An 18,725-nucleotide genomic window follows, 5' to 3' on the forward strand; every position below is an offset into this window, starting at 1 on the left:
TGAAGTTGGAGCCTAAATCAGGTCGGCGAATTTCCAAATCGCCTGATGGATGTTTCCGGGGCGACGCCGCCCCGGAAACGGTTGTCGGGATGCTGCTCAGTTGAGCTTCGGGTTGAGCAGCGCGTCGATCTTCGGATCCTTCATATTGGCCTTGGTGACGAGGTTCGCGCCGGTATCGACATTGGCCTCGACCTTCTCGCCCTTCGAGGCCGCCAGAGCGGTCTTGATGCCGTCATAGCCCATCCGATACGGGTCCTGGACGACGAGGCCGGAGATGACGCCGTCATTCAAGAACTTGATCAGCTTCTCGTCGCTGTCGAAGCCGATCAGCGCCACCTTGCCGCCGAGATTGTTCTCGGCGATCGCCTGGCCGACGCCCTGCGCCATGATCAGGTTCGAGGCGAAGATGCCCTTGAGGTCCGGATTGGCGGTGATCAGGTCGGTGGCGATGTTCAAGCCCGTGGTGGCCTGGCCGTCGGCATATTTGTCGGCGACGAGCTCAAGGCCCGGATATTTGGCCTTGAGCTGTTCGATGAAGCCCTGCTTGCGCTGCTCGAGCGAACCGGCGCCGGGAAGCGCGGTGATCAGCGCGACCTTGCCTTCCACCTTGCCGCCATTGGCGGCGCTGATCGCGGCAGCGAGACCGTCAGCGGCAACGCGGCCGCCCTGGACGTTGTCGGTGGTCAGGAAGGAGGTGAAGGCCTTGGAGTCGGCGCCGGAGTCGATGCCGATGACCTTGACCTTCGAAGCCGCCTCGTCGATCGGCTTGCCGAGCGCCTTGAACTCAGTCGGCGAGATGACGATCGCCGCCGGATTGCTGGCAACGGCATTCTCGAGGATCGAGATCTGGCCGTTGACGTCGGTTTCGGCCTGGGCGCCGAGCTCCGGAACGTTGATGCCGAGGTCCTTGCCAGCCTTGCGGGCGCCGGCCAGCACGATCTGCCAGTAGAAGGAGGTGGTATCCTTGACGATGATCGGAATGGTCACGTCGGCCGCCGAGGCGGGCGCGGAATGCATTGCGCCGGCGAGCATCGACGCTGCGGCCAAAGCCACGAAGGCGCGGCGGTTGAGAAGGCTGGTCACGAATTTCATTAGGTTCCTCCCTAAGGTCGCCTGGTGAAGGTTGCGGAAGCTCCGTTTGGATAGGCGCGGCCGAACAGAACTTTATCAATAAAAAACAGATGCCGTTTTTTGATAATGCATCGCCATGGTCGATGCAAGCGGTGTCTGGTGCCGTTTATGTGATGCCGGATGAACTCTGTCCGGCTCCCCCCTGGCATTGCATGGGCGCTTCCGTTCCTTCCTTGCCGACATGGAACGATAATTTCACGATGCTGTCAATATGGAACATTCATTCCATCATGAAGTCGCGCGATCGTGAAGACCCGCGTCCTTGCTTCCGACAACGCTTCCGCCCGCGGACTAAAGCGTCGCGCCCAGGTGCCAGGGCACGAACTCGTTGTCGCCGTAGCCGAACGCCTCGCTCTTGGTCTTGCGGCCGGACGCCGTCTCGATGATCAGCTCGAAGATCTCGCGGCCCATTCCGGCAATGGTCTTCTCGCCCGAGGCGATGACGCCGCAATTGACGTCCATGTCCTCTTCCATCTGGTGATACATGGTCGAATTGGTGGCGACCTTGATCGACGGCGTCGGCCGGCATCCGAAGCAGGAACCGCGGCCGGTGGTGAAGACGATGACGTTGGCGCCGCCGGCCACCTGGCCGGTGGCCGAGACCGGGTCGTAGCCGGGCGTGTCCATGAACACCAGGCCGCTGCCCGAGACCTTCTCGGCATAGCCGAAGACGCCGTTGAGCGACGTCTGGCCGCCCTTGGCGACAGCGCCCAGCGATTTCTCGAGGATCGTGGTCAGGCCGCCGCGCTTGTTGCCGGGCGAGGGGTTGTTGTCGATCGAGGCGCCGTGCTTGGCGGTGTGGTCCTCCCACCATTTCACATAGCTGTCGAGCTTCGCGGCGATCTCGGGCGAGGCGGCACGATAGGCGAGCAGATGCTCGGCGCCATAGATCTCGGTGGTCTCCGACAGGATGCCGATGCCGCCGCAGCCGGCCAGGATATCGACGGCCGCGCCCAGCGCGGGATTGGCGGTGATGCCGGACATGCCGTCCGAGCCGCCGCATTGCAGGCCGACGACAATCTCGGAGACCGGGATCGGCTCACGCTGCAGATGGCCGACCTCCTCGGCGATCTCAGCCAATACGCCCATCGCCTTCTCGACAGATTTGCGCGAGCCGCCGGCCTCCTGGATGTTGAAATGGCGTTTTCCCGCGGCCACACCCTTCTGGCCGTAAAGGGTAAGCTGGTTGACCTCGCAGCCCAAGCCGACCATCAGCACGCCGCCGAAATTCGGATGGCGGGCATAGCCGGCCAGCGTGCGGTGCAGCACCATCATGCCGTCGCCGGTGGCGCTCATGCCGCAGCCCTGGCCGTGCACGATCGGCACGAAGCCGTCGATGCCGGGATATTTCGGCAGCAGCGTGCGGTTGGCCTCGTCGGCGATGGCATGGCAGACGGTCGACGAGCAATTGACGCTGGCGATGATGCCGATGAAGTTGCGCGTGCCGGCGCGGCCGTCGGCGCGGCGGTAGCCCATGAAGGTGCGCTTGCGGTCGGCCTCGGTGGCGTGCTCGGCCTCGCTCGGCGGCACCACCGGCAGGCGGCCGCTCTCGAACACAAGATTGTGCGAATGGACGTGCTCGCCAGGCGCGATGTCTTGCGTGGCGCGGCCGATTGCCTGCGCGTATTTCACCACCGCTTCGCCCGCCGCGATCGGTTTGATCGCTACCTTATGGCCCGGCTCGATCACGGCAGTCGCGGCGGCGCCGCCCGGCAATGGCGTTCCAATTTCGATGCGCCCGTTGGCAACGGCGACATTATCGGAGGGTGAGAGAAGGATGGTGTTTGCAACGGTCACGGGCGGCTGTCCTGGGTGATCCTGGGAGTGCGGGCGGATTGACTTGCGCCCGTTTAAAGGTAATGTCTTTTATCGGGAAAAAACATTTTTGCGTCAATTGTTTTTTCGCAGGCGACGTGTGTCGGTAGACGCCCGTTTTGCAAGCCGGCGAAAAACGTTCCTCTTCTCGGAGGCTTGCGCTAGAGCAGTTCCCGGAAAAGTGCGTAGCGGTTTTCCGTCCAGAATTGCGCAGAAACAAGGATTTAGAGCGGTTCGGCGATTCTGGGAAACGCTTAACCGCTCCAGGAACACCCATCATATCGCGCTTCCGGCGAGTTGCCGCAAGCGTTGGGGGATACGGGGCATGTCGAAGAGCAACAATGTCTACAAGGACGCCTTCAACCGTTGCCTCAGGCTGCTCGACGAGACCAAGAGCCTGCCGTCGGAGCCTGAGCTCGGCACGCTGCTCGGCGTCAGCCGCACCACGGTGCGCAGCATTCTTTCGCGCATGGAAGAAACCGGGCTGATCGCCTGGAACAAGCGCAACAAGACAGTGCTCAGGGCGGCGCGGCCGGAGGATTACTTCCCCGAGGAGGAGACCGATTCGCTGGCCGAGATCATCGAGCGATCCTTCATGCGGCGCCTGCTTGCCGAGGGCGCCGAGGCCGGCATGCAGATCAACGAGCTGGAGCTGGCGCGCGAGATCGGCGTCGGCACCACCAGCGTGCGCGAGTTCCTCATCCGCTTCTCGCGCTTCGGGCTGATCGAGAAGCGACGCAACAGCCATTGGGTGCTGAAGGGGTTCACGCGCGCCTTCGCGCTGGAGCTGACCGAGATCCGCGAGATGTTCGAGCTGCGCTCGGCGGCGGCCTTCGCCGCGCTGCCGGAGGATAGCGCGGTGTGGGCCGATCTCGATCGGCTGGAGGTCGAGCATCGCCATCTCGCCAGCGAGATCGCCACGCGCTTCAATGAATTCTCCGAGCTCGACGAGCGCTTCCACCGGCTGATCCACCGCGCCTCGCACAACCGCTTCATCGTCGACTTCTACGATGTCATCGCGATGATCTTCCACTACCACTACCAGTGGAACAAGGCCGAGGAGCGCCAGCGCAACGAGGTCGCGGTGCAGGAGCATCTCGCCTATATCGCTGCGCTGAAATCGCGCGATCCCGGCAAGGTGGACGTCGCTTGCCGCAAGCACCTGAAGTCGGCGCGCCAGACGCTGTTGAGTTCCATTCCCGAAGGACGGCAGGCGCAGCCCGCCTAGGATCTGTCGATATTCAGGTGATGCGGCCTGACCTGAATCTCAACGGACCCTAATCGATGTCGCCCAGAAGCGTGCAGCGGTTCTGGGCGATAAAACGGGCGCGTCGCGCCGTGTTGCCGCAGCGCGGTTTTGCCGATTTTCCCGGCCGCATCGTCCGTGTTAGGGTCGATCAAGTTTCCGGAGAGGCTTTGCGTTGGATATAAGGCTGAGACGAGGGAGCATGCCGGCCGCGTTTGTCGCGGCGCTGCTTCTGTTGCTTCAGTCCTCTCTCGGTGCTTTCGCCTTCGGCGCGCCTTCGCAGCTCGACGCCTTCGGCAATGTCATCTGCACGCATGAAGGCGCCGTAAAGTTTCCCGGCGGGGATCCTCACCAGCAGCATATGCCGGCCTGCTGCTCGTTCGGCTGCAGCATGGCTTCGCCCGCGCATCTGCCGCCGCCGCAAGCAGCCACGCTGGCCGGAACCCAGCTCTTCGAGGCGGTCGCCTTCCAGCTTCCGGCCTTCCGCCACCAGGACTTCGCCCGCGACCGCTCTCCGGCCAATCCGCGCGCGCCGCCGGCATTGGTCTGATCCGCGGAACGTTCCGCGCGCCTATTCATCCAAAGATCAGACTGTTCGCGGCCGCATTCCGGCGCGATCCCCCACTCATGGAGCAACCATGTCCAATCTTCTTTACGAGGCGCAAGCCTTCGCCTATCGCGACGCGCCGCGTTTCCACCTCCAGCAGCGCGTCGGCCTTGCCGTGCTTGTCTTTCTTCTCCTGTTCGCCTGCATTCCCGCCGCCCTCGCGCATGAATTCAAGGTCGGCGATCTCGAGATCGAGCACCCCTGGTCGCGGGCGACGCCGCCCGGTGCCAAGGTAGCCGGCGGTTATTTCACCGTAGTCAACAAGGGCAGCGCGCCGGACCGGCTGCTGTCGATTTCCTCCGATATCTCGGACAGGGCCGAACTGCATGAGATGGGCGTCAAGGACGGTGTCATGACCATGCGGCCGGTCAGCGGCGGGCTCGAGATCCCGGCCGGCGGCAAGGTCGCGCTGAAGCCCGGCGCCTATCACCTGATGTTCGTCGGCCTCAAGCGGCAGCCGAAGCAGGGCGAGAAGTTCCCAGCGACGCTGACCTTCGAGAAGGCCGGCAGCGTCAAAGTCGAGTTTGCCGTCGAAGGCATGGGCGAGACGGGCAGCGGCAATATGGACATGAATCACGCCGAGTAATCCGCCAATTCGAAATCGGAGGGACAATTCATGAAGAAGTATCTTTTGGCGGCCGGTGTGCTTTGCGTTTTCGGGACCAGTGCCGCGCTCGCCCATATCACACTCGAAGCGCCGGAAGCGGCTGTCGGCTCGAGCTACAAGGCGGTCTTTCGCGTGCCACATGGCTGCGAGGGCAAGGCGACGACCGCGGTGCGGGTGCAAATCCCGGAAGGCGTCATCGCGGTAAAGCCGATGCCCAAGCCCGGCTGGACGCTGCAGATCAAGAAGGGCAAATACGAGAAATCCTACCAGCTTTACGGCGAGACGCTGACCACCGGCGTGAAGGAAGTGGACTGGAGCGGCGGCAACCTGCCCGACGAATTCTATGACGAGTTCGTCTTCCGCGCTTCGCTGGCAGCCGATCTGCCGGCCGGCCAGATGCTCTATTTCCCGGTCGTGCAGGAATGCGGCGACGCCGCCGATCGCTGGATCGAGATCCCGGCGGCTGGCCAGGATGAGGACGCCCTGGAAACTCCGGCGCCCGGCATCAAATTGCTACCGAAGAAATGATCTTTCGTTGGCGCGCTCCGTCGGGGCGCGCCAACACTTCCTGTTAAGACGGCATGAACGCAGCGCAGCCTTCCTCGACGATCCGCCTGCACGCCGGCCCGCTTGTCTGGCTGGTCGCGGCGCTCATGGCTGTGGCGGTGTTGGCCATGCCCGGCCGCGCCTTGGCGCATGCGGCGCTGGTCGCGACCGACCCGGCGGACGGCGCGGTGCTGACGCAAAGCCCGGCGCAGTTTTCGCTGACCTTCAGCGAGCGGGTCTCGCCGCTGGTGCTTACGCTTGTGCGGCCGGACGGCTCGCAGCTTGCGCTGACATCCTTCCGTCTCAAGGATCAGACGGTCGAGATCGACAATCCCGAAACGCTGAAATCCGGCACGCATGTGCTGAGCTGGCGGGTGGTGTCGGTCGACGGCCATCCGGTCGGCGGTTCGGCGCTGTTTTCCGTCGGCGCGCCAAGTGCCGCGCCAGTGGCGGGCGAAGCCGTCGACTGGACGCTGCGCGCGGCGATCTGGGCGGCCAGGCTGTTGCTCTATGCCGGCCTTTTCCTTGGCGTCGGCGGCGCGTTCGCGCTCGCCTGGCTGGTCGGGGACCGACGCCGCGGTCAGCGCTTTATCGCCGGGGCACTGCTTTTCGGCCTCCTCGCGGCGCCGGTGTCGCTCGGCCTGCAAGGGCTGGATGGACTTGGCGCTCCGCTCGCGCGCTTTGCGGCGCCGACGGTCTGGAAGACCGCTCTGGAGACGAGCTACGTCTGGACGGTGCTGATCGGCCTGATCGCGCTTGGCCTCGCGCTGCTTTCGCTTGCCAGGCCGTCGGGGCTTCGCAAGCTGTGGGCGGGCGCAGCACTGCTCGGTGTCGGCGTCGCCCTCGCCGTGAGCGGCCACGCCAGCGCCGCCGTGCCGCAATGGCTGACGCGGCCACTGGTGTTCCTGCATGGCACCGCAATCGCCTTCTGGGTCGGCTCGCTGGCGCCGCTCGGGCTCGCATTGCGGCGAGAGCCGGCGGAGGCAAAAGCCTTTCTGCGGCGCTTCTCCCGCGCGATCCTGCCGGTCGTCATCGTGCTTGCCGCTAGCGGCATCGTGCTGGCGATCATCCAGGTGCAGCAGCCGGCGGCGTTGATCGACACGTCCTATGGCCGGCTGCTGCTCTTGAAGCTGGCGCTGCTGTTTTTTCTGTTCACGCTTGCTGCGGTCAATCGCTGGACGCTGACGGCGGCCGCCGCAGCCGGCGACACCGAGGTGCAGCGGCGGCTGGTGCGCTCGATCGGCATCGAGATGCTGATCGTGCTCGCCATCTTCGGTGTCGCCGCCGGCTGGCGCTTCACCCCGCCGCCGCGCGCGCTGGCGATCGCCGCCGCCCAGCCGGCGTCGATCCACATCCATACTTTGAAGGCGATGGCGGATCTCAGCGTTACGCCCGGCCATGCGGGCGAGGTCGCCGCTTCGATCGTGATCATGACCGGCGATTTCGGACCGCTGGACGCCAAGGCGGTGACACTGGTGCTGTCGAAGCCAGATTCCGGCATCGAGCCGATCAAGCGACCGGCGACCAAGCCCGGTGACGGCACTTGGCGCGTCGACAATCTCGTCATTCCAATCTCCGGGCGCTGGAACGCTCGGTTGGATATCCTCGTTTCGGATTTCGAGATGGTGAAGATAGAGGCTCCCATAGAGATCAGGGCGCAATAGCCAACCCGCCGATGCAATTCGGCTAGGCGGTTGACGCCGCCGCCAAGGCCCGTCATTCATCTTGCGAAACAGTGGGCATCGCCCGAAACGCGGCCATAACAAGCATCCGGAAGCAGGGAAGAAACGATGGAAAAAGCCGAAATCGGCCTGATCGGCCTTGGCACGATGGGTTCCAACCTAGCGCTCAACATCGCCGAGCACGGGCACCGCATCGCCGTCTTCAACCGCACGCCATCGCGTACCGACGCCTTCGTCGAGAGCGCTGGTTCGCTGAAGGACAGGATCGTTGCCTGCTACAGCCTGGAGGAGCTTGCCGCTGCGATCCGGCCGCCGCGGCCGATCATCATCATGGTGCTGGCGGGCAAGCCGGTCGACGAGCAGATCACAGCGCTCCGCGGTGTGCTCTCCGACAACGACATCGTCATCGATGCCGGCAACGCCAATTTCCGCGACACGATGCGCCGCTTCTCCGAACTGTCGGGATCGGGCCTGACCTTCATCGGCATGGGCGTTTCGGGCGGCGAGGAAGGCGCGCGCCACGGTCCTTCCATCATGGTGGGCGGCACCGAAGAGTCCTGGAAGCGCGTCGAGAAGGTGCTGACCGCGATCTCCGCCAAGTTCAAGGACGAGCCGTGCGCGGCTTGGCTCGGACATGATGGCGCCGGCCATTTCGTCAAGACGATCCACAACGGCATCGAATATGCCGACATGCAGATGATCGCCGAGATCTACGGCATATTGCGCGACGGCCTCGGCATGGCGCCCAAGGAGATCGGCAAGGTTTTCGACGGCTGGAACCAGGGCCGGCTCAACTCCTACCTGATCGAGATCACTGCCAAGGTGCTCGCCGCCGACGATCCAAAAACCGGCAAGCCGGTGGTCGACGTCATCCTCGACCGCGCCGGGCAGAAGGGTACCGGCAAATGGTCGGTCATCGAGGCGCAGCAGCTTGGCATTCCGGCGACGGCCATCGAGGCGGCGGTCGCGGCGCGCGTATTGTCCTCGATCAAGGACGAGCGGCAGGCGGCGGAAAAGGCCTATGGCAATATCGGCGTCGAAAAGATCTCCGGCGACCAGGCCGCGCTGCTCAAGGATCTGGAGCTCGCCTTGTTCGCCGGCAAGATCGCGGCTTACGCGCAGGGCTTCGCGGTGATGAGCGGCGCTTCGAAGGAGTTCAACTGGAATTTGCCGATGCCGACCATCGCCAAGATCTGGCGCGCCGGCTGCATCATCCGCTCGCAGATGCTGGACACGATGGCCGAGGCGTTCGGTTCTGGCAGCGCGTCCACCAATCTCCTGATGGCCCCGGCCTTCATTGCTATGATGAAGGAGGCGCATCCGTCGCTCAGGCGCATCGTGGCGCGCGCTTCCGAGGCCGGATCGCCCGTGCCGGCGCTGTCCTCCGCGCTCGCCTATTTCGACAGCTACCGCCAGGGGCGAGGCACCTCGAACCTGATCCAGGCGCAGCGCGACTTTTTCGGCGCGCATGGTTTCGAGCGCATCGGGGAAGAGGGGGCGTTCCACGGCCCGTGGGGGAGTGGGGCGGCTTAGGTTTGGCCCAGACGGCTCTCCCATCGTCATCTACGGGCGAAGCAAGGCGCGAAGCGGACGCGCAGACCCGAGGATGACGAAGCTGAGGCGCTTCGGCCAATCTCCGACGTAGCCGCCTAACCCGGTGAAGGTCATTTAGTCAGGAACCAGAGCTAACCCCGATAAGGCAGAACCTCGCCCGGCTTGCTGAGCGACTGCAGCGAGCCGGGTTCCTTGCCGCCGATCCAGCCGAGCACGGCCCGGGCGAGCTCGGAGCCGGCCAGCCGGAAGTTCTCGTTGACGACGAGCAGCTCGCGCCGGAACAGATGCAGCAGTTCCGAGGACTGTTTCGAAACCACGTCGACGTCGCGGCCGAGCTTCAGTCCGGCGTCCTCGATGCCGGCGACGATGGCGAGCGTCGCGGCGGCGGCGCTGCTGACGATGCCGTCCGGGCGATCGTCGCGGCGCATCAATTGCGCAGTGCGCATCCTGATCTGCTCGATCGTGTGGTCGATGGAGACGGTGTTGAACGGCACCTCGCCGGCGCCGACCTCGCTCAGCGCGTCGGCAAAGCCGTTCACCGTATGGCCGTAATAGGTGAGGCCGACCGGCGGCGTCACAAGCGCCAGCCGGTTGCGGTCCCTGCCGGCGAGCGCGCGCACGGCTTCGCCGGCAAAGGCGTAATTATCGAAGTCGTGATAGGGATGCACCAGCCCCATGTCCGTGCGGCCATGCGTGGCGAAGGGAATGCCGCGCTCCAGCATGTAGCGCGCCCGCGGATCGTTGGGCTGGGTGCGCGAGATGATGACGCCGTCGGCCGAGCCCGTCTCGACCAGATAGCGCACCGGGTCGAGCGGATCCTGCGAGCGCGAATAGGGCGTGACGATCAAATGGTAGGGCGTGTCGGCGATCACCTCGGTAACGCCGTAGATGATGTCCGAGACGAAGCTCATGATCTCGCGTTCGGTGTCAAGCACCAGGCTGATGACGTTCGTCTTGCCGGTCCTCAAGCGTACGCCGGCGCGGTTCGGTCGATAACCAATTTGCTTGGCGACAAGCTGGACCCGGCGCCTGGTCTCGGCCCCGATCTCCGGCGCGTCCTTGAGCGCGCGTGACACGGTCGTGACGCCGAGCCCGGTCATGAAGGCAAGCGTCTTCAGCGTCGGCCGCTCCTTGCCCGACGTGTCGTCGTCCTTCTTCTTTACCCGTCTGTCCATTCGTCCCGCCCGTCAGGCGCATAGCAGCCGCGGGGCCGGCCGGCAATCGTGCGGTGTCGACTTGCGCGACCTTCAGCTTGCGACTTGGTTCAATATACTGAAACGTTACAGATTGCCAATAATCGTGATTGACCGGCGAGGTCAGGCCGCTGCGTTCTGGGTTTTGAGAGCGGTCGAAAGTCTCTGGAATCACAAGGAAATATCGGCCCGGCACAATTTCGGCACGAAACTCCCAGCAGAGCGCCAGCATTGCTGCCTCGATGGGAGGATTTTGTTCACGACGCGAAAAAATCTCGTCCCGCTTTCAGGCGAGGGGTTGCCTAGACAGACCATTTGCCGTATCGAAAATCTGTAACGTTTCAGATTCTGGGAGGAAGCCGAAATGCGATACAAATTCCTGACTGCCGCCTTTGCCGCGACGGTTGCGCTCAACTTCGCCGGTCCGGCGGCCGCGACCGACCTGGAAGTCACCCATTGGTGGACTTCGGGGGGCGAGGCGGCGGCGGTGGCCGAGCTTGCCAAAGCATTCGACGCGACGGGCAATCACTGGGTCGACGGCGCCATCGCCGGCTCCGGCGGCACGGCGCGGCCAATCATGATCAGCCGCATCACCGGCGGCGATCCGATGGGCGCCACCCAGTTCAACCATGGCCGCCAGGCGGAGGAGCTGGTGCAGGCGGGCCTGATGCGCGACCTCACCGACATCGCCACCAAGGACAAGTGGACGGAGATCGTGCGGCCGAAGAGCCTGCTCGATAGCTGCACCATCGACGGCAAGATCTATTGCGTGCCGGTCAACATCCACTCCTGGCAGTGGCTGTGGTTGTCCAACGAGGCCTTCCAGAAAGCCGGCCTGCCGATGCCGAAGGACTGGAACGAGTTCGTCGCCGACGCGCCGGCGCTGGAGAAGGCCGGCATCATTCCGCTCGCCGTCGGCGGGCAGCCCTGGCAGGCCTCGGGCGCCTTCGACGTGCTGATGGCCGCTGTCGGCGGTACCGACACCTTCCTCAAGGTCTACAAGGATAAGGACGCCACCTTCGCGGCCGGTCCGGAGATCGCCAAGGTGTTCAAGGCGGCGGACGACGCCCGCAAGATGGCCAAGAACACCAATGTGCAGGACTGGAACCAGGCGACCAACCTGGTCATCACCGGCAAGGCCGCCGGCCAGATCATGGGCGACTGGGCGCAGGGCGAGTTCCAGGTCGCCGGCAAGACCGCCGGCAAGGACTATACCTGCCTGCCTGGCCTCGGGCTCAACGAAGTCATCGCCACCGGCGGCGACGCTTTCTACTTCCCGCTGCTCAAGGACGAGGCGAAGGCCAAGGCGCAGGTGGTGCTTGCCGAAACCTTGCTCGACCCGAAGACCCAGGTCGCCTTCAACCTCAAGAAGGGGTCGCTGCCGGTGCGCGGCGATGTCGACCTCAATACGGCGAACGACTGCATGAAGAAGGGCCTGGCCATTCTCGCCAAGGGCGCCGTCATGCCGTGGACGGACCAGCTGCTTTCGCAGGACACCCAGAAGCAGAAGGAAGACCTGTTCTCTGAATTCTTCGCCAAGCCCGACATGAGCGTCGAAGAGGCGCAGAAGCGCTTCGCCGAGATCATCGGTTCGGCGGACTGACAACCGGCGCCCCGCCGGCTCCCGGCCCCAGCCTATCGGGGGTCGGGAGCATGACGCCCTCATTGTCCCAGCCCGGCTGCCGTGATGAGCAACAGCGAACGCCCAAGCAAGCTTTTCCGGAACCTCAACGCCAAGGTGGCATCGATCCCGATGGTGCTCACCGCGCTTGTGGTGTTCGTCGGCGGCACGGCGTGGACGGTGCTCTATTCCTTCACCAATTCGAAGCTGTTGCCGCGGCTCAACTTCGTCGGGCTCGATCAGTATCACCGGCTCTGGTCGACATCGCGCTGGCTGGTCTCGATCGAGAACCTTTTGATCTATGGCGCGATATCGCTGGTGTTCTCGCTGGTCATCGGCTTCCTGCTTGCCGCCCTTCTCGACCAGAAGATCCGCTTCGAGGACACGTTCCGCACGATCTTCCTCTATCCCTTCGCGCTGTCCTTCATCGTCACCGGGCTGGTCTGGCAATGGCTGCTCAATCCGGATTTCGGCGTACAGCGCGTCGTGCGCGACCTCGGCTGGACGAGCTTCAGCTTCGACCCGCTCTATAATTCCAGCATCGTCATCTACGGCATCTCGATCGCCGCGCTCTGGCAAGGCACGGGCCTCATCATGTGCCTGATGCTCGCCGGCCTGCGCGGCATCGACGAAGACATCTGGAAGGCGGCGCGAGTGGACGGCATTCCCACCTGGAAGACCTATCTGTTCATCGTTATCCCGATGATGCGGCCGGTCTTCATCACCACGCTGGTGATCATCGCCGCCGGCATCGTCAAGGTCTACGACCTGGTCGTGGCGCAGACCAGCGGCGGCCCCGGCATCGCCTCCGAAGTGCCCGCCAAATATGTTTACGACTACATGTTCTTCGCCCAGAATCTCGGCCAGGGTTTCGCCGCCTCGACCATGATGCTGTTGTCGGTGGTGATCGTGATCGTGCCGTGGGCCTATCTCGAATTCGGAGGCACGAAGCGTGGTTGACGTCGCCTCCCTGTCCAGCGGCGCCGAAGCGCTCAGGCGCGATGCCGCCGGCCCGAGCGGGCCGAAGCCGCGGCATGTGCTGTCGCGCCGCAACATCTTTCTCTACGGCACGCTGATCGTCGTGGCGCTCTACTACCTTTTGCCTCTCTACGTGATGATCGTCACCTCGCTGAAGGGCATGCCGGAAATCCGCCTCGGCAACATCTTCTCGCCGCCGATGGAGATCACCTTCGAACCCTGGGTGAAAGCCTGGGCGAGCGCTTGCACCGGGCTCAACTGCGACGGACTCTCGCGCGGCTTCTGGAATTCGGTGCGCATTACCGTGCCGTCGGTGTTGCTCTCGATCGCGATCGCCTCGGTGAACGGCTACGCCCTGGCCAACTGGCGCTTCAAGGGTGCCGACACATTCTTCATCATCCTGATCGTCGGCGCCTTCATCCCCTACCAGGTGATGATCTATCCGATCGTCATCATCCTGCGCGAGATCGGCATCTACGGCACGCTGACCGGCCTGGTGATCGTGCATTCGATCTTCGGCATGCCGATCCTGACGCTTTTGTTCCGCAACTATTTCACCTCGATGCCGGAGGAACTATTCCGCGCCGCGCGCGTCGACGGCGCGGGTTTCTGGGGCATCTATCTGCGCATCATGCTGCCGATGTCGCTGCCGATCTTCGTCGTCGCCATCATCCTGCAGGTGACAGGCATCTGGAACGACTTCCTGTTCGGCGTCGTCTACACGCGCCCCGACACTTATCCGATGACGGTGCAGCTCAACAACATCGTCAATTCGGTGCAGGGGGTGAAGGAATACAACGTCAACATGGCCGCGACCATTCTGACGGGCCTTGTTCCGCTCATCGTCTATTTCGTTTCCGGCAAGCTCTTCGTGCGCGGCATCGCCGCCGGCGCGGTGAAAGGATGATGATGGCAGCGACCGGCAATCCCAGCGTTTCGATCCAGAACCTGTCGCTCAATTTCGGCGTGCTGCCGGTGCTCAAGACGCTCAATCTCGACGTTGCCGAGGGCGAGTTCGTCGTGCTGCTTGGACCGTCGGGCTGCGGCAAGTCGACCCTGCTCAACTGCATCGCCGGCCTGCTCGACATTTCCGACGGCCGCATCTTCATCAAGGGCAAGAACGTCACTTGGGAGGAGCCGAAGGACCGCGGCATCGGCATGGTGTTCCAGTCCTATGCGCTCTACCCGCAGATGACGGTGGAGCGGAACCTTTCCTTCGGCCTGCGCGTCGCCGGCGTGCCAAAGGACGAGATCGCCAAACGCATCGCACGCGCTGCCGAGATCCTGCAGATCGAGCCGCTGCTGCAGCGCAAGCCCTCGGCGCTGTCCGGCGGGCAGCGCCAGCGCGTGGCGATCGGGCGGGCGCTGGTGCGTGACGTCGACGTGTTTCTGTTTGACGAGCCGCTCTCCAACCTCGATGCCAAGCTGCGTTCGGAATTGCGCGTCGAGATCAAGCTTCTGCACCGCCGCTTGAAGAACACGATGATCTACGTCACCCACGACCAGATCGAGGCGATGACGCTGGCCGACCGCATCGCGGTGATGAAAGGCGGCGTCATCCAGCAGCTCGATGCACCGCAGACCATCTACAACCGTCCGGTCAACCGCTTCGTCGCCGGCTTCCTCGGCTCGCCGGCGATGAACTTCGTCGAAGGCCGCCTGGAGCAGGCCGGCGGCGACTGGCACTTTGTCGTCGAGGACGTGCGCATCCCGCTTGCAACCTATGCCTTCGAGAAGGAGCCGGCGCCGGGCCCCGCAGTGTTCGGCATCCGGCCCGAGCATGTCGCCTTCAACAGCGGCACGGGCTGGCCCTTCACGGCGACGGCCAATGTCGAGGTCGTCGAGCCGATGGGTTCCGACACGCTGGTCTGGCTCAAACTCGGCCGGCAGAACTTCACCGTGCGCGTCACCTCCGAACGCACGCCGAAAAACGGGGATGCGGTCAGCATCGGCTTCGATCCGATGCGCGCCTCGCTCTTCGACGCTCAAACCGGCAACCGCCTTTAACCTCCCAGGACCAACGAACGGACAGGACAGATGAACTGGTCATTCCAACTCTACAGCGCCCGCAATTTCCAGCCATGGAACGGCGTGGTGAAAATGCTTGGGCAACTCGGCTATGCCCAAGTCGAGGGCTTCGGCGGCATCTATGACGACCCGAAGGCGTTCCGCGCCGAGCTCGACAAGAACGGGCTTGCCATGCCGACCGGGCATTTCTCGATCGACGCGCTGGAAAATGATTTCGACGGCGTGCGCGAAATCGCCGACTCGCTCGGCATCACGCTCCTGGTTTGCCCCTATCTGATGCCCGATCAGCGCCCGTCCGACGCCGCCGGCTGGCGCGGCTTCGGTGAGCGTCTGGCCAAGGTCGGCGAGGTCGCGAAGAAGGCCGGCTACGGCTTTGCCTGGCACAATCACGACTTCGAGTTCAAGCCGCTCGCCGACGGCTCGCTGCCGCAGGACCATATCCTGTCCGCCGCACCCGATATCGGCTGGGAAATGGATGTCGCCTGGGTGGTGCGCGGCGGCGCCGATCCGCTGCCCTGGATCGAAAAACACGGCAAGCGCATCGTCGCCGTCCACGTCAAGGATATCGCCAAGCCGGGCGAGGGGCTGGACGAGGACGGCTGGTCAGACGTCGGTCACGGCACGATCGACTGGGCGGGCCTGTTCAAGACATTGTGCGCTAGAAGCGCGGCCCAGTATTTCGTCATGGAACAGGACAATCCCAACGACATCGAGCGCTTTGCCCGGCGCTCTATCGCGGCAGCCAAGAGCTGGCAGGAGTAATCGAAAATGGCAAGCAAACTTGGCGTGGGCGTCATCGGCTGCGGCAACATCTCGAAGGCGTATTTCTCGCTGGCGCCGCTGTTCCGCGGCATCAAGATGCGCGCCTGCGCGGATATCAACATGGAGGCCGCGAAGGCGCGCGCGAAGGAGTTCAAGCTGCGCGCCGAGACGGTCAACGACCTGCTCAGGGACGACGAGATCGACATCATCGTCAATCTGACGATTCCGGCCGTGCATTATGAAGTCTCAAAAGCGGTGCTCGACGCCGGCAAGCATGTCTATTCGGAAAAACCCTTCGTGCTGTCGATCGAGGAAGGGCTGGACCTGAAGAAGCGGGCCGAGAAGAAGGGCCTGCGCATCGGTTCGGCGCCGGATACCTTCCTCGGCGGTGCGCACCAGCTGGTGCGCGAGCTGATCGACGGCGGCAAGCTTGGCAAGATCACCAGCGGCACCTGCCATGTGATGGGCCATGGCATGGAGCACTGGCACCCCAATCCGGATTTCTTCTTCCAGCCGGGCGCCGGTCCGGTGCTGGACATCGGGCCGTATTATGTCACCAACCTGATCCAGCTGATCGGGCCGGTGAAACAGGTGGCGGCTTTCGCGACGACGCCGGCCAAGGAGCGCACGATCTCGTCGAAGCCGCGTGCGGGCGAAAAGATCCCGGTCAACACGCCGACCACGATCCATGCGCTGCTCGAATTCGCGAATGGCGCGGTGATCACGCTCAACACCTCCTGGGACGTCTGGAGCCATGGCCACGCGCCAATGGAGCTCTATGGCGAATTGGGCACCGTCTTCGTGCCGGACCCGAACTTCTTCGGCGGCGAGGTGCGCTTCACCGATAGCGCCAAGCCGGTGAAGAAGCTGCCCAAATGGAACCATCCGTTCGGCGTGCCGAACGAAATGCATGGCCAGGGCATGATGGCCAATTACCGCACCGCCGGCCTGGCCGATATGGCGATCGCGATCGCCGAAGGGCGGCCGCATCGCTGCTCGATGGAGCTGGCGCTGCATGCCGTCGATGTGATGACCGGCATCCTGCGCTCCGGCGAAAGCGGCAAATATGTCGCCATGCAGACGAGCTGCGAGCGGCCGACCGCGCTCGGCGTCAAGGACGCGAAGGCGCTGCTGGCCAAGAAAAACTAGGTGGCAACCCCTCTCCCCGTTTCGGCGGGGAGAGGGTAAGGATGTGGGGCAAGCATCGATTCAATTCACCGTCGCGGCGACCGCCGCGCAGCTCGATCCCGAGGATTTCCCCATGCCCTATGTCGCCGCCGAGAACCGCTACGAGACGATGATCTACAACCGTTGCGGCCGGTCCGGCCTCAAGCTGCCGGCCATCTCGCTCGGGCTGTGGCACAATTTCGGCAACGACACGCCGCACCGGACCAAGCAGGGGATCGTGCGCAAAGCCTTCGACCTCGGCATCACGCATTTCGATCTCGCCAACAATTACGGCCCGCCGCCCGGCTCGGCGGAGACCGCGTTCGGCGAGATACTGCGCACCGATTTCGCCGCCTATCGCGATGAGCTGATCATCTCTACCAAGGCCGGCTACGAGATGTGGTCCGGCCCCTATGGCGAATGGGGCAGCCGCAAATATGTGCTGGCGAGCCTTGACCAGAGCCTCAAGCGCATGGGGCTCGATTATGTCGACATCTTCTATTCGCACCGTTTCGATCCTGAGACGCCGCTCGAGGAAACCATGGGCGCGCTCGACCATGCGGTGCGCTCGGGCAAGGCGCTCTATGCGGGCATCTCCTCCTACAATTCGCAGCGCACGCGAGAAGCGGCCGATATCCTTCGGCGGCTCGGCACGCCATGCCTGATCCACCAGCCGAGCTATTCCATGCTCAACCGCTGGGTCGAGGAGGACGGGCTGCTCGACACGCTGGAGGGGCTCGGCATCGGCTCGATCGTGTTCTCGCCGCTGGCGCAAGGCATGCTGACCGACAAATACCTCGGCGGCATCCCGGAAGGCAGCCGCGCGTCGCAAGGCAAGTCGCTCAAACCGGCTTTCATCAACGACAGGTCGATCGCCAACATCAAGGCGCTCAACGCCATTGCCGCCCGCCGCGGCCAGACGCTGGCGCAGATGGCGCTGGCCTGGGTGCTGCGCAAGGGCCGGGTGACGACGGCGCTGATCGGCGCCAGCCGGCCGGAACAGGTCGAGGATTGCGTTGGCGCGCTCAAGGCGCTCGAGTTCTCCGATGGCGAGCTCGCCGAGATCGACACTTACGCGCGCGAGTCGGACATCAATCTCTGGGCGGCTTCGGCCGAACGCAAGGGACCGCCGCGCAAGTAGCGGCTGCGCCAGGCAAGCCAACTGCGGAAACAGTGGCAAAAATGCGCGTTCGTCGCTATCTCATGAGCGGGAAGCGTTTCATGTGCGCAATCGGCACGCGAAGCGACGCGACAAGCGGAACGGAAATAGATGACGGCAAGAGATGCGCTGACCAAGAACCAGCTCTGCGTGCTCGAGAAGCTCGAGGCGTCCAGCGGCCCGCTCAGCGCCTATACGCTGCTCGACCAGCTGCGCGAGCGCGGTTTCCGGGCGCCGCTGCAGGTCTACCGGGCGCTCGATACGCTGGTGAAATCGGGCTTCGTGCATCGGCTGGAAAGCCTCAATTCCTTCGTCGCCTGCGCCGAGCCGCACGACCACAGCCATTCGATGACTGCCTTCGCGATCTGCGACAATTGCGGCCAGGTGACCGAGATGTCCGACCATGATGTCGACCATCGCCTCGACGAGTGGGTGCGCTCGACGGGTTTCGCGGCCAAGAAGGCGGTGATCGAGTTTCGGGGGGTTTGCGCGAAGTGCCGCGCCGAGGCGGCGTAAGTACGCCGATATTCAGGTGGGGCCGGCCTGCAAATGGCGGCTTCCTGCGCTTCCGGTGCTCACGTACTTTATGTACGCTCCGCTCCGGTTCTCGGAATCCACCATTTTCGACT

At 63.9% G+C, this 18,725-nt stretch carries 17 protein-coding genes; 14 read left to right on the forward strand and 3 right to left on the reverse strand.

Annotation, left to right across the window (positions count from 1 at the left end; genetic code table 11):
- Nucleotides 1–96: 96 nt before the first annotated feature.
- Entirely contained in the window at nucleotides 97–1,092 is a 996-nt protein-coding gene (locus P9273_RS28460; RefSeq protein ID WP_041003648.1) for an ABC transporter substrate-binding protein, read from the reverse strand.
- A gap of 330 nt (nucleotides 1,093–1,422) precedes the next feature.
- Nucleotides 1,423–2,928, reverse strand: coding sequence for a UxaA family hydrolase (locus tag P9273_RS28465; RefSeq protein ID WP_278051783.1), 1,506 nt, complete (start codon nucleotides 2,926–2,928; stop codon nucleotides 1,423–1,425).
- A gap of 343 nt (nucleotides 2,929–3,271) precedes the next feature.
- Here P9273_RS28465 and P9273_RS28470 point away from each other — a divergent pair, with 343 nt between their 5' ends.
- The 6 genes from P9273_RS28470 to gndA all read left to right on the forward strand — a co-directional run bounded on the left by P9273_RS28470 (nucleotide 3,272) and on the right by gndA (nucleotide 9,167).
- The gene (locus P9273_RS28470) at nucleotides 3,272–4,174 is read left to right on the forward strand and encodes a GntR family transcriptional regulator (RefSeq protein ID WP_041003644.1); all 903 of its coding nucleotides are present in this window, start codon (nucleotides 3,272–3,274) and stop codon (nucleotides 4,172–4,174) included.
- 220 nt (nucleotides 4,175–4,394) lie between these two features.
- The gene (locus P9273_RS28475; protein ID WP_278051784.1) at nucleotides 4,395–4,742 is read left to right on the forward strand and encodes a DUF2946 family protein; all 348 of its coding nucleotides are present in this window, start codon (nucleotides 4,395–4,397) and stop codon (nucleotides 4,740–4,742) included.
- A gap of 88 nt (nucleotides 4,743–4,830) precedes the next feature.
- Nucleotides 4,831–5,385, forward strand: a complete 555-nt coding sequence (locus tag P9273_RS28480) for a copper chaperone PCu(A)C (protein ID WP_278051785.1) — start codon at nucleotides 4,831–4,833, stop codon at nucleotides 5,383–5,385.
- A gap of 30 nt (nucleotides 5,386–5,415) precedes the next feature.
- Nucleotides 5,416–5,934 (forward strand): YcnI family copper-binding membrane protein, encoded by a 519-nt coding sequence (locus tag P9273_RS28485; protein WP_278051787.1) that lies wholly within the window; start codon nucleotides 5,416–5,418, stop codon nucleotides 5,932–5,934.
- A gap of 53 nt (nucleotides 5,935–5,987) precedes the next feature.
- On the forward strand, nucleotides 5,988–7,616 hold the full coding sequence (locus P9273_RS28490) for a copper resistance CopC/CopD family protein (RefSeq protein WP_278051788.1): 1,629 nt from the start codon (nucleotides 5,988–5,990) through the stop codon (nucleotides 7,614–7,616).
- A 126-nt stretch (nucleotides 7,617–7,742) separates the two neighbouring features.
- Nucleotides 7,743–9,167 (forward strand): NADP-dependent phosphogluconate dehydrogenase, encoded by a 1,425-nt coding sequence (gndA, locus tag P9273_RS28495; RefSeq protein ID WP_278051789.1) that lies wholly within the window; start codon nucleotides 7,743–7,745, stop codon nucleotides 9,165–9,167.
- A gap of 152 nt (nucleotides 9,168–9,319) precedes the next feature.
- Here gndA and P9273_RS28500 read toward each other — a convergent pair whose 3' ends face one another.
- Nucleotides 9,320–10,363, reverse strand: coding sequence for a LacI family transcriptional regulator (locus P9273_RS28500; RefSeq protein ID WP_278051790.1), 1,044 nt, complete (start codon nucleotides 10,361–10,363; stop codon nucleotides 9,320–9,322).
- Between the two features lie 382 nt (nucleotides 10,364–10,745).
- On the opposite strand from P9273_RS28500, the gene P9273_RS28505 reads away from it, so the two are divergent.
- The 8 genes from P9273_RS28505 (at nucleotide 10,746) to P9273_RS28540 (ending at nucleotide 18,612) form a co-directional block, all read left to right on the forward strand.
- On the forward strand, nucleotides 10,746–11,984 hold the full coding sequence (locus tag P9273_RS28505; protein WP_041003629.1) for an ABC transporter substrate-binding protein: 1,239 nt from the start codon (nucleotides 10,746–10,748) through the stop codon (nucleotides 11,982–11,984).
- A gap of 84 nt (nucleotides 11,985–12,068) precedes the next feature.
- Entirely contained in the window at nucleotides 12,069–12,962 is an 894-nt protein-coding gene (locus P9273_RS28510; protein ID WP_278051791.1) for a carbohydrate ABC transporter permease, read from the forward strand.
- Nucleotides 12,955–13,887: a carbohydrate ABC transporter permease gene (locus tag P9273_RS28515; RefSeq protein WP_278051792.1), complete on the forward strand. Its 933-nt coding sequence runs from the start codon at nucleotides 12,955–12,957 to the stop codon at nucleotides 13,885–13,887. The genes P9273_RS28510 and P9273_RS28515 overlap by 8 nt, the downstream gene beginning before the upstream one ends.
- Before the next feature lie 2 nt (nucleotides 13,888–13,889).
- Nucleotides 13,890–14,987, forward strand: a complete 1,098-nt coding sequence (locus P9273_RS28520; protein WP_278051816.1) for an ABC transporter ATP-binding protein — start codon at nucleotides 13,890–13,892, stop codon at nucleotides 14,985–14,987.
- A gap of 30 nt (nucleotides 14,988–15,017) precedes the next feature.
- Complete coding sequence (locus P9273_RS28525; protein ID WP_278051793.1) at nucleotides 15,018–15,770, forward strand: sugar phosphate isomerase/epimerase family protein; 753 nt, start codon at nucleotides 15,018–15,020, stop codon at nucleotides 15,768–15,770.
- Nucleotides 15,771–15,776: 6 nt separating this feature from the next.
- The gene (locus tag P9273_RS28530) at nucleotides 15,777–16,919 is read left to right on the forward strand and encodes a Gfo/Idh/MocA family protein (RefSeq protein ID WP_278051794.1); all 1,143 of its coding nucleotides are present in this window, start codon (nucleotides 15,777–15,779) and stop codon (nucleotides 16,917–16,919) included.
- A 112-nt stretch (nucleotides 16,920–17,031) separates the two neighbouring features.
- Complete coding sequence (gene mgrA / locus P9273_RS28535; RefSeq protein WP_278051818.1) at nucleotides 17,032–18,078, forward strand: L-glyceraldehyde 3-phosphate reductase; 1,047 nt, start codon at nucleotides 17,032–17,034, stop codon at nucleotides 18,076–18,078.
- Nucleotides 18,079–18,207: 129 nt separating this feature from the next.
- Nucleotides 18,208–18,612 carry a Fur family transcriptional regulator gene (locus tag P9273_RS28540; protein WP_041003614.1) on the forward strand — a complete coding sequence of 135 codons (405 nt, stop codon included), beginning with the start codon at nucleotides 18,208–18,210 and terminating at the stop codon, nucleotides 18,610–18,612.
- Nucleotides 18,613–18,725: the final 113 nt, after the last annotated feature.

Origin of the sequence: Mesorhizobium sp. WSM4935, assembly GCF_029625735.1 — a bacterium.
Taxonomy (GTDB): domain Bacteria; phylum Pseudomonadota; class Alphaproteobacteria; order Rhizobiales; family Rhizobiaceae; genus Mesorhizobium.